Source organism: Rhodococcus indonesiensis, assembly GCF_047782815.1.
GTDB lineage: Bacteria > Actinomycetota > Actinomycetes > Mycobacteriales > Mycobacteriaceae > Rhodococcus > Rhodococcus indonesiensis.
Map to the genome: position 1 here is coordinate 2087149 of NZ_CP180630.1, position 11511 is coordinate 2098659.

The window sequence follows — 11511 nt, forward strand, 5'->3', positions numbered from 1 at the left end:
AGCACCTCGCGTGAGTCAGTTGAACTTACCTACCCACTCGACCCACCAGATCCCTCCCCCAGAGGTGATCTGGGAAAAGGCCCCGCGGCTGAGCAGCGTGGGAGCTGTGTACTCCTTCTTGTTCATGGTTCCCTCCCTTCCGAAATCGACATGTCGAGGGCGGACGTCCATGAAAACCGGTCGACTGGAATGCTATTAAGGCGGAAGAGGACTACAGCGCGAATGACATACTGTGAAACTGAAATGTTATGTGGTATATGGGCTTTTCACATCGGACAGGGGTCCCGCTCGGCAGGGCGCTGCGGTGCAGCGCTCCCCGGAGCCGGGGGCCAGAGCCACCTCGCAGCACGTCGGATCGACGACGTTCCTGCAGGTGGGCAATGCGGCCACTCCACCGGATACCACCTCGAGGCGGATCCGGTCGGCGTCGGCGACGGTCGCGGCGACGCCGTACACGAAGGGTTCTCCTGTTTGGTCGTGTACGAAGGCTGCATCGGGGCGTCGAGACAGGTCGGCGATCGGGGCGGGTGCCGGGCGGGAGCGGGATGTGCTGTTTGGGGATCGTCAAACAGCACACCCCGAGCGAAGGTCAGTTGCAGCGCAAGAGGTGTGCCATCGTCGCGAGCAGGTGGCACTTCAATGTCCAACCCCGGCCACCGCGTCTGCTGCCAGTGCAGTCGACGAGGTACCGGGATGAGGGGTGGGGTACCCGAAGCGGCGAGCACCTACGGCCGGATGCGCGAATCGGTCAACGAAGGGCGTGCTCGCAGCCACCCCGGCGCGCACGACAGGTCGAGAGTGCGCTCCGAACTCCTTCGTGATGCTGTTCCAGTCCTTGAGCCTCACCCCCACATTCTCCTGTTTCGCCGTACCTATTCGGAATACTGCGCCAAGCCGCGCCTCTCACGTTCGCATTGCTTCCGGAGTTGCGCTCGATGATCAAAATCGCCTGGCGAAATTTTTAAGAAGTAGCGGCGAAGGAAGAATTTGAGGGGCGCGGACCAATGCTTCCCCGGATTCTTGTACTGCATTGGACAATGGACGTGCGCGAAGATTCTCGTCTTGTCGTTCTGAATTTTTCTCCTTCCAGCGTGAGGACCCGCGTGAAGGCCGTAGTTGTGAATATATGGATTGTCTTCTGACACCACTGCCGCATTAGCCGCAAGGTGATGGTTTGCAGCTCGTTGGAGTGACGTTGCTGTATGACTCGACTTGGCTCCTGCCCAAGTAATACGGGCCAATCCTGGCACTACCGGAGGCTGGGATGAATGCAGGGGATATGGCGTCCATCGTTCATGATGGCTATCATTGCGAGTTTTTCGCGCCAACGCGCTCGCAGCACCGCAAGGATGAACCCGTCGTCAGCGACATCCGCCTCGTATTCGTCGATGGAGCTTTGCGTCACGCCGCTGCGCACATCGGCTGCGAGGAATCCTGCGAGAACCGTCCACGCGACCTCGGGCGGGCGACCGTCCGCAGAAGGCGATCCAGCTTGTTTGACGCTCAAGCGCTGGATGAAGGAAGGGCGGAAGGTCCGCGCCGGAGCCTGCAACGGCAGCATGACCGTTGTCACGAGCGGAGGAGTGCACCAGCGCCCGTCGACGTGGTTCACCAATGCAACCGACCGTGACTCGGAGTTTCGAACTCCCACAGCAGCAATGGTGTCTCGGACCACGAGCAGGTACGGTTCCCAGCTCACCTCGACGTCGTCCGTACGGTTGCGGACCACTGCAAGAGCACTCGCAACGGCCGGATGGTCTTCCCAACTGTCGCTCACACGATTCACCTTAGAACGCTGTTGCCCGGGGCGATATCGAGGTCAAGCAGGAAACGAGTTCGCGGCCAGGAGACATCGAGACTGCGCATGTCCATCAAGTCGTGCTGCCGCGGCGTGGCGGAACCGAGCCGGCTCAGGTGCGAAGAGCTTGACCGGTACTGGCTCGCCGGACGACCGCATGTGTCATGCTCGGTTATGGCCTGGTCGCAGCGGTACCTCCCGCCGGATACCGCCGAGATTGGAGCTCTCGCCCACGGACCTCGCATCCTGGCCAGAGCACCGGGGATCCTTGTTGGGCTTCGCTCGATTGTCGCGTATTCGTCAGGACTGGACCTCGCCGTTGTGGCGGTCGCTGCCGGTCCTCAAGCCGACGCAATGAGGAGCCAGTTTACGGCCCCGGCAGAGATCGATGCCGAAACCGGACAGCCGTACCGCGGCGAACTCCGTCGGGAAATGATGCAATTGCGCGCTCTGGAGGATTCGCGCCTACAGCCGGTCTTGTATCGCAGTACCGAGGGATTCCACCAGAAACCGAATAGTTACCGGCGCGAGTACTTGTACGAGATCAGTGATCTCCCTCATACGACAGAGCTACCGCTGGTTGCTGCGTGGCCTGCAATTGGGCTGGATCCGGTAACAACTTATCTGGAGATTCCTACAGCGGAGGTACTTCAGGCCGCGATTATTTCCCTGCTTTAACTGGTGAACAAACGCAACCGGTGCACAAGAACTATCGACCATTCCGGGTTCACAGCCGGACGTGGGAATTGTCGCTGATACCACGTCCGGCTGCGTGTGCTTTCGTCCAGATCACGTGCGCTCGTCAACAGTAGATCTGGGCATCGCTGTTGACGACCTCCGAGTCCCAGTTTCCATGAAAACCTTGCGCCTCGAACTCCACATGGTACTGGTGGAGCGGTTTGCACGGCGCTGCTACTGCGTACTCGTCGTAGTAGTCGGGGGGCGTGTTGTCGACTGTCTGATTCACCTCTCGGTAGGTGGATCCGTCGTATTCCCACAGCGTAAGGGTCGCTATCCAGACGTCGGGGGGATACGAGCATCCAACCTCAGCGACGATGGTCACCCACAGCGGTCCACCGGGAACGATCGGTTCCGCCGCCCCGGACTTGTACGGGTTCATCTGGCACGAAATGCTGTCCGGAACTGCTTGCTGGCGGCGTGCATCGGGGGCGCTGGGGATCCCTTCCAGGAGATCGATACTCCAGTTCGGATTCCACTCGATCGCGCCTCCTTGGAAGTCTTGTCGCACCCCGCCGTTGAATGGGAATTCATCACCGGTCGGATAGCCGTAGCTACCGGACTCGTACCCTGTCGCCGACCAGGCTTCCAGGATCGGTCCGGTAACCGGATGCGCCCCATGACTCGGGTGCCAGTAGATGACGCCGCGTTCGAAGCGGTCCATCTGACCTTGCCCGTCGGGCAGGCCGATCTGGTCCTGGATGGGATAGCCGAGGAGAGTGCCCCCCGGCGCCAAGCCACCGACCGAGTTGTACTTGTCGCGGAGCGGTCCGTTGCGGATGGCGGAGCCGATGGCGTTCTGGAAGGCGACGTAGATTGCGCCGTCCTGGAATTCCTGGCGGCGGCCGCCATCAGGGAGAACAACCTCATCGGTGGTGGGGTACTTCAGCCAGCCGGCTTCGTAGCCGTGGACGCCCCACCGGTGGAGGAAGCTGTTGACCACCGGGTGTGCGCCGGAGGCGGCGGACCAGTAGATGGGGCCGTTGGCGAAGGTGACGCGTTCGCCGGTGCCGCCGGGGTTGAGGATGTTCCCGCTGGTGGGGTACGACAGGAAACTCGCCGGCCCACCGAGGCTGTTGTACTTGTCCCGGATCGCCCCGCACACCTCGAACCACGAGGGCCAGTAGACCTGGCAGCTCGAAGCGGTCAGGCTGCGGGAGGACCTCAGGCGTGCCTCGGCGATCTCGGCCTTGTCGGCGTCCTCCTTGGTGAACGGGGCCGGGACCTCTTCGCGGTCCGAGCGCATCTGCCCGGGCACCAGCGTGGATTTGGGGTTGTCGGTGGGGTGCCAGTCCGGGTCCGGTTCGGCGGTCTTGGACGAGCGGGCCGGATCGTCCGGCGGCACCGGCTGGTCGGCGGCCGGCGGGGCCGGCCGCAGCTCGGCCGGCAGCGGCGCCACCGTCTCCGCCGGCGGCGCCTGCGCCGGGGCAGGGGCCTGTGCGGGTGCAGGGCCCGCGTCGGTGCGGGAGGTGTCCGGGCGCGGTGTGTCAGGGACCTGCGCGGGCAACGCCTCGGTGGCCGGGGTGAGGGTGGTCCAGTCGGGCACGGCCGGTGGCGTGGTCTCGCACGGCGGGTCCGTCGCCGGCGTCGTGGTGGTCGTGGCCGCGGGTGTGGTGGTAGGGGCTGCGCACGGATCCGCGGCGGCCTCGGGTGCGGCGGCCGGTGCGCGGTCCGGGGTGCTTGCCGGGCCCGACTGCGTCGTGCTTGCCGGGGCCGACTGGGTCGGGGTGGTCGGGGCGGCGGGAGTGGTGGGTTGGGCCAGCACCGCGGTGGGGCCGGTGGCGACCAGCAGGGCGGTCGTGCCGGCGAGCACGCAGCGGGCGGCCCATCGGCGTCGGGGCGGGCGCAGGGCACGGCGACGGAGCGATTCCATTCGAGACCTACCGTCTTTCGCATGAACAAGGTCAGCGGTGGCGCCATCGCTGCCGGAAACCTAACGGGGTCTCCCACCAACCACACTCGTATCCGGTAACACTTCCATCACGGAAACCATCCGCCCGGTATTTTCATAGAAGGGCGGTCGATTCCGACATTTCGGCGCTCCCCCCCAAGGCTCGAATAGTCCCTGCCCGCTGGCCGCTCGGCGGGCCGGATCAGACGCCGAGCCGGGTGCTCACCTCGCCGACAGTGCTAGGTGGTGTGCTTGCGCGGCCGCCTTCCGCACTCGACGTCGAGCGCCCGCACACGTGCCCGGCGACGAACACCGCGGTCAGCACGGCGCCCGGGCGGCGTGTGACCGTCCTGCCGCGCCGGCCCAGCCGGCCTGGTGCGGTGACGGAAGCGTGCTCCAGAGCCGGTACCGGCGCGAGTCCCTGACCCCCGAGGACGCCGGTCGGCACCGACCTCGGCGCCGACGCTGTCCCGGTCCGTCCGCGCGGGGCGGACGGACCGGGCGCTCGGGGGTCTCGGCGGAGACGGCGGCGCAAGGTGCGTTTCCCCGCTGCCCGTAGGCTGTCCGGGCGGTCGGACGTGGGGGCCGCTACCGGGATCCGGAGGGAACGGCGCCGCGAGGCGGGCGGGAAGGAGGGGTGGTGGGGACCAAGCAGCACCGGGGCCGGGTCACCCGGTTCCACTTCGTCACCGTCGCGGCCGAGTTGTTCGCCGCCGCCGGGTATCACGGGGTCAGCACGGGCGAGATCGTCGCCGCGGCCGGCTCGAACAAGGGCGCGCTGTACTACCACTTCCGCTCCAAGGACGACCTCGTAGCGGCGATCATCGACGAACAGCACCACCGCTCGATCGCCCTCGTCCAACGGGTCACCGCCACCGACGCCCCACCGCTCGAGCAGATCGTCATGCTCAGCCACGCCCTCGGCGAGCAACTACAGGAGAGCGCGCTGGTGCGGGCCGGGCTACGCCTGTCCACCGAACTCGACCACGTCCCCGTCCACCCGTACCGGGACTGGATCGGCGCCTGCCGGGCGCTGCTCGACCGCGCCGCCGCTGACGGCGATCTTCACGCTGGTCTGGACCTGGATGCGGTGGCCCGGTTCGTGATCGGGGCGTTCACCGGTCTCCAACAGCTGTCCGGGTTGCTCACCGACCGCCGCGACCTGCCGCGGCGGATCGACGAGCTGTGGGCGCTGTTGCTGCCCACGCTCGTCGCCGACCCCGGCCGGCGTGACGCGGTGCGCCGCGCCCGCTGGGCACGCCCGATCCCCGTCGCCTGAACCAGTCCATCGGCGCAGTCCACGGCAACGATCGTCGAACAGCACAGCCGCGACGTAGGCAGCCTGGGCCCGTAGAGCGGTGACCTCGAGAAACCCTGACCGGCCGATCCCACGTTCCCGATGGCCGGCGGAGCGTAGCGTGCGAAACGTGTGATCCGGGGGCCGTAGTTCGGGGAGAGTCAGGACGGAAGGGATCGGACCGATGGCGAAGATGAGCCGCGCCACCACGATCGAGGCGCCCGTGGCGGAGGTGTTCGAGTTCGCGAAGGACGTCGGGAAGTTGTGGGTCTGCTTTCCCGACTGCGCGGTGAGGGACGTCGACCTCACCCCGGACGGGGTCGGGACGAGTGCCGAGTGGTTCGAGAAGCTGCTGGGCCTGCACCTGAAAGGGCGCGTGGAGTACACCGAGGTCGTCCCCGGCGAGCGCATCGTGGCCCGATCCAGCATGGGACCGGTCTGGACCTTCACGTTCGCGCCGCAGGACGGCGCGACGAGCCTGACCTTGGACTGCGAATGGACACTCGACGTGCCGGTCGTCGGGGTGCCCGTCGAGGAGTTGATGTTCAAGTTGAGCGGGGGTGACATCGAACGGATGCTCGCCACCGTGAAGGCACGGGTCGAGGGTGCCAGGACTCCGGCCGCGCCGCCGAGCGCGCGTGCGGCGCAGAGCATCACGATCGATGCCCCCGTCGAGAAGGTGTTCGGGTTCGCGCGCGACATCGGGAAGCTGTGGTCCACTCACCCGAACATGGCGGTCCGGGAGGTCCACTCGACCCCGGACGGTGTCGGGTCGAGCGCCCAGTGGTTCGGAGGACTCCTGGGCCTGCACTTCGAGGGTCACGTCGAGTACGTCGAGGTCGTCCCCGACGAACGCATCGTCGTCCGGTCGACGCCCGGGGCGGGCATCGAGTTCCTGTGGACGTTCACGTTCGCGCCCGCGGACGGCGGCACCGAGGTGAAGCTGGAAGGGACCTCGCACGTCGCCGTCCTCGTCGCCGACGTCCCCCTCGGGGATCATCTCCCGAAATGGACCGAGAGCAGCATGCAGCAGATGCTGGCCCACCTGAAGACCCGGATCGAGCGTGCGGGCTGACCCGAGCCGGACGCGCCGGGTGCCGAGTCACACCCTCACAGGGGCCGGCACGCCATCCCCGAGTGCGCGTCCTCGTCGCGAGGAGACCCGAGGAGATCGGGGGACGAGCCGACTCCGTCGCGAGAGCGGGGTACGCCGGGCACTGTGGGCGGTCTGCGCCTCGTCGGCCGTGTTGTTCCCGGCCGGGCTGTGCCCGCCCGTCGCGATCGCCGAACCGGCGCCCGGGGCGGTGATGTCGGTGGAACCGCTGCCACCCGAGCTGTCCGTGCCGGGCGCTGCGGTCGCCGAGCGGTTCACCTACCGCACCCAGTGGCGCTCCGGTGCCGCCGCCGTCGACACCGGGGTGCTGTTCCTGCCGCCGGGCCCGGCACCCGAGGGCGGCCGGCCGGTGGTGTCGTGGGCCCACGGCACCGTCGGTCTCGGCGACGACTGTGCCCCGTCGCGCAACCCCCGCGTCGACCGGGAGCAGCGGTATCTCGCGCACTGGCTGTCGCAGGGCTACGCCGTGGTGGCCGCCGACTACCCCGGACTCGGCACCGACGGCCTGCACACGTATCTCGACGGGCCCACGGCTGCGAACAGCGTGATCGACGTCGTGCGGGCGGCGCGCACAGTCGAGCCGTCCCTGTCGCCGCGCTGGGTCGTCGTCGGGCAGTCGCAGGGCGGGCACGCGGCACTGCACACCGCGCACCGGGCCACGTCGCGAGCACCGGAGCTCGACTTCCGCGGCGCCGTCGCCACCGGGGCGCCGTCCAACCTCGAACTACTGTTCCCGTTCGGCGTGCCCGGCTTCCCCGACCTCGGGCTGGACGGCCTCGTCCCGTTCAGTGCCTACATCATGGCCGGGCTGCGGGCGGCACGACCCGACCTCGGGGTCGACAGTTACCTCACGCCCGTCGGCCGCGAACTCGTCGACGCCGCCGAGCGCCTCTGCTACAGCGAGCTCGAGGACCGCGCCGCCGGTGTGGCTGTCGGGCAGCTGCTGTCCCGGCCGCTGGGTGACGACCGGATGCGGGCCGCGCTCGCGGACTACCTCGGCGTCCCGGCCCACGGTTACGACCGGCCCCTGTTCCTGGGCCAGGGCCTGGACGACCGGATGGTGCCCGCACCCTTGTCGGTCAAGCTCGTCGCCGACCTGTGGGCCGGCGGCGCCGACGTCGACTACCGCACCTATCCGGCCGACCACTTCGCCACCCTCTTCGAGGCCCTCCCCGACACCACGAGGTTCGTCGCCGCCCGATTCGTCCGGTAACGCCGGACGGTCGGCGACCGACGTGCGAGGTGGTGCCTGCCGACGACCGGCACGCGCGTCGGACGAGCGGAGGATTTCATGGGCCGGACCAGGCGGTGGCGGTGGGCGCTGTGTGCGGTCGGTGCGGTGCTGGCGGGCGGGCTCACCCCGTCCGTCGCCGGGGCCGAACCCGCAGCCGCAGACCCCGGCACGATCGTCTCGGTCGAGCCGTTGCCGCCCGAACTGTCGGTGCCCGGCGCAGCGGTCGCCCAGCGGCTCACGTACCGCACCGAGTGGCGCTCCGGCGCGCCGGCCGTGGGCACCGGGGTGCTGTTCCTGCCTCCGGGCCCCGCTCCGGAGGGCGGCCGCCCGGTGATCTCCTACGCCCACGGCACCGTCGGCATCGGCGACGACTGCGCGCCGTCGCGGAATCCGCGCGCCGACGTCGAGCGGCCGTACCTCGAACACTGGCTCGCCCAGGGGTACGCCGTCGTGGCGGCCGACTACCCGGGACTGGGCACCGACGGCGTCCACACCTACCTCGACGGCCAGAGCGCCGCCGACAGCGTCGTCGACATCGTGCGGGCGGGCCGTGCCGCCGAGCCGTCGCTGTCGCCGCGGTGGGTCGTCGTCGGTCAGTCGCAGGGCGGGCACGCGGCGCTGCACACCGCACACCGGGCCCCCTCGCGGGCGCCGGAACTCGACTTCCGCGGCACGGTCACTACCGGGGCGCCGTCCAACCTCGAGCGGCTGTTCCCGTTCGGCGGGCCCGGATTCCCCGACCCGGGTTTCGAAGGTCTGGTCGCGTTCAGCTCCTACATCTTCGCCGGACTCCGCGCCGCCCATCCCGACCTGGACGTGAACAGCTACCTGACCCCTACCGGGCGGGAGTTCGTCGATGCGGCCGAACGACTCTGCTACAACGAGCTCGACGCGCTCGCCGGCGACGTCCGGGTCGGCGATCTGGCGGCGCGGCCGCTGTCCGAGGGCCGTTTCCCCGCCGTGTTCGCCGACTACCTGGGCGTCCCGACCAGCGGGTACGACCGCCCGATGTTCCTCGCCCAGGGCATCCACGACACGATGGTCCCCGCGCCGTTGTCGGCCGGGCTCGCCGCCGACCTGCTGGCGGCGGGCGCCGACCTCGACTACCGGGTGTACGTCGCCGGGCACAACACGACCATGACCCGTTCCCTGCCCGACACCACCCCGTTCGTGGCGCGGCTGTTCGCCTCGTAGCCGGTCCGCTTCCGGTCTCACCGGACCGGGCCGGTCGTCCGGGATGTGGTGTCCGCGGGTCGGCCCGATACGCTGGACCTATGGCGGAGTTCATTTACACGATGAAGAAGGTGCGCAAGGCGCACGGTGACAAGGTCATTCTCGACGACGTCACCATGAGCTTCTACCCGGGTGCCAAGATCGGTGTGGTCGGACCGAACGGCGCGGGCAAGTCGTCCATCCTCAAGATCATGGCCGGGCTGGACCAGCCCAGCAACGGGGAGGCTTTCCTCGATCCCGAAGCCTCCGTCGGCATCCTCCTGCAGGAACCGCCGCTCAACGAGGACAAGACCGTCCGCGGCAACGTGGAGGAGGGTCTCGGCGAGATCAAGGTCAAGCTCGACCGGTTCAACGAGATCGCCGAGCTGATGGCGACCGACTACTCCGACGAGCTCATGGAGGAGATGGGCAAGCTCCAGGAGGAACTCGACCACGCCAACGCCTGGGACATCGACTCGCAGCTCGAGCAGGCGATGGACGCCCTGCGCTGCCCGCCGCCGGACGAGCCGGTCACCCACCTGTCGGGCGGTGAGCGCCGCCGCGTCGCCCTGTGCAAGCTGCTGCTGAGCAAGCCCGACCTGTTGCTGCTCGACGAGCCCACCAACCACCTCGACGCCGAGTCGGTGCTGTGGCTCGAGCAGTTCCTCGCGAGCTACCCCGGTGCTGTCCTCGCCGTCACCCACGACCGGTACTTCCTCGACCACGTCGCGCAGTGGATCTGTGAGGTCGACCGCGGCAAGCTGCACCCGTACGAGGGCAACTACTCCACCTACCTGGAGAAGAAGGCCGAGCGCCTCGAGGTGCAGGGCAAGAAGGACCAGAAGCTGCAGAAGCGCCTGCGCGAGGAGCTCGAGTGGGTCCGGTCCGGCGCCAAGGCCCGCCAGACCAAGAACAAGGCCCGCCTGGCCCGCTACGAGGAGATGGCCGCCGAGGCCGAGAAGTTCCGCAAGCTCGACTTCGAGGAGATCCAGATCCCGACGCCGCCGCGCCTGGGCGACGTCGTGGTCGAGGTCGACCACCTCGACAAGGGGTTCGAAGGCCGCGTGCTGATCAAGGACCTGTCCTTCACGCTGCCGCGCAACGGCATCGTCGGCGTGATCGGCCCCAACGGCGTCGGCAAGACCACCCTGTTCAAGACCATCGTCGGCCTCGAGAAGCCGGACTCCGGCACCGTGAGGGTCGGCGAGACCGTCAAGCTGAGCTACGTCGACCAGTCCCGGGCGAACATCGACCCGAACAAGACGGTGTGGCAGGTCGTGTCCGACGGGCTCGACTACATCGAGGTCGGCCAGAACGAGATGCCCTCACGCGCGTACGTCAGCGCATTCGGCTTCAAGGGCCCGGATCAGCAGAAGAAGGCCGAGGTGCTCTCCGGTGGCGAGCGCAACCGCCTGAACCTGGCACTGACCCTCAAGGAGGGCGGCAACCTGATCCTGCTCGACGAGCCGACCAACGACCTCGACGTCGAAACCCTGAGCTCGCTCGAGAACGCGCTGCAGAAGTTCCCCGGCTGTGCCGTCGTGATCTCCCACGACCGCTGGTTCCTCGACCGCACCTGCACCCACATCCTCGCGTGGGAAGGCAACGTCGAGGAGGGCAAGTGGTTCTGGTTCGAGGGCAACTTCGAGTCGTACGAGGCCAACAAGGTCGAGCGGCTCGGGGCGGAGGCGGCGCGTCCGCACCGCGTCACCCACCGGAAGCTCACTCGTGACTGAGCGGAAGACCTTCACCTGCACGCTGGAGGTGCGCTGGGCCGACTCCGATCGCCTCGGGCACGTCAACAACACGAAGTTCGTGGAGTACATGCAGGAAGCCCGGATCAAGTTCCTGCAGAGCGGCCCGTTCGCGCGCGGCGCCGTGGTGGTGCGGAAGATGGACGTGGAGTTCCTGCGTCCGCTCAAGGACGACTCCGGTCCGATCACCGTCGCCATCTCGGTACTGCACGTAGGCAACAGCTCGTACACCCTGCGGCACGTGATCACCGACGTGCAGGGCAATCCCTGCGGCTCCGGGGACGCGGTGCTCGTCGGGTTCGACCCGCACACCGAGACCGCCCGGCCGCTGTCCGCCGACGAGCGGGCGGTTCTCGAGGAGTACGTCGCCGCGCCGGTCGCCTGACCACCCGGCGCGGGATTCCCCCCTCACACCCGGCGCCGCGGATAGGCTCGCACCAGAGCCTGTCCGCGGCGCTGCCGGTTTCCGGCAG

9 protein-coding genes are annotated in these 11511 nt (G+C 68.0%); 6 read left to right on the plus strand and 3 right to left on the minus strand.

What is annotated here, in order from left to right; genetic code table 11:
- Positions 1–15: 15 nt before the first annotated feature.
- The 3 genes from ACM26Y_RS09775 to ACM26Y_RS09785 all read right to left on the minus strand — a co-directional run bounded on the left by ACM26Y_RS09775 (position 16) and on the right by ACM26Y_RS09785 (position 4082).
- The gene (locus ACM26Y_RS09775) at positions 16–126 is read right to left on the minus strand and encodes a lariatin family lasso peptide (protein WP_103079657.1); all 111 of its coding nucleotides are present in this window, start codon (positions 124–126) and stop codon (positions 16–18) included.
- Between the two features lie 1123 nt (positions 127–1249).
- On the minus strand, positions 1250–1777 hold the full coding sequence (locus tag ACM26Y_RS09780) for a hypothetical protein (RefSeq protein WP_152442234.1): 528 nt from the start codon (positions 1775–1777) through the stop codon (positions 1250–1252).
- An 823-nt stretch (positions 1778–2600) separates the two neighbouring features.
- Positions 2601–4082: a hypothetical protein gene (locus ACM26Y_RS09785; RefSeq protein WP_416063331.1), complete on the minus strand. Its 1482-nt coding sequence runs from the start codon at positions 4080–4082 to the stop codon at positions 2601–2603.
- A gap of 985 nt (positions 4083–5067) precedes the next feature.
- Here ACM26Y_RS09785 and ACM26Y_RS09790 point away from each other — a divergent pair.
- The 6 genes from ACM26Y_RS09790 (at position 5068) to ACM26Y_RS09815 (ending at position 11423) form a co-directional block, all read left to right on the plus strand.
- The gene (locus tag ACM26Y_RS09790) at positions 5068–5706 is read left to right on the plus strand and encodes a ScbR family autoregulator-binding transcription factor (RefSeq protein ID WP_416063332.1); all 639 of its coding nucleotides are present in this window, start codon (positions 5068–5070) and stop codon (positions 5704–5706) included.
- Positions 5707–5908: 202 nt separating this feature from the next.
- The gene (locus ACM26Y_RS09795) at positions 5909–6799 is read left to right on the plus strand and encodes an SRPBCC family protein (RefSeq protein WP_416063333.1); all 891 of its coding nucleotides are present in this window, start codon (positions 5909–5911) and stop codon (positions 6797–6799) included.
- A gap of 169 nt (positions 6800–6968) precedes the next feature.
- On the plus strand, positions 6969–8051 hold the full coding sequence (locus ACM26Y_RS09800; RefSeq protein WP_416063334.1) for a lipase family protein: 1083 nt from the start codon (positions 6969–6971) through the stop codon (positions 8049–8051).
- A 78-nt stretch (positions 8052–8129) separates the two neighbouring features.
- The gene (locus tag ACM26Y_RS09805) at positions 8130–9266 is read left to right on the plus strand and encodes a lipase family protein (protein ID WP_416063335.1); all 1137 of its coding nucleotides are present in this window, start codon (positions 8130–8132) and stop codon (positions 9264–9266) included.
- A gap of 80 nt (positions 9267–9346) precedes the next feature.
- A complete protein-coding gene (gene ettA, locus ACM26Y_RS09810; RefSeq protein WP_003937117.1) occupies positions 9347–11020 on the plus strand; it encodes an energy-dependent translational throttle protein EttA in 1674 nt (557 codons plus the stop codon).
- Positions 11013–11423 carry an acyl-CoA thioesterase gene (locus tag ACM26Y_RS09815; protein WP_003937118.1) on the plus strand — a complete coding sequence of 137 codons (411 nt, stop codon included), beginning with the start codon at positions 11013–11015 and terminating at the stop codon, positions 11421–11423. The genes ettA and ACM26Y_RS09815 overlap by 8 nt, the downstream gene beginning before the upstream one ends.
- Positions 11424–11511 lie beyond the last annotated feature (88 nt).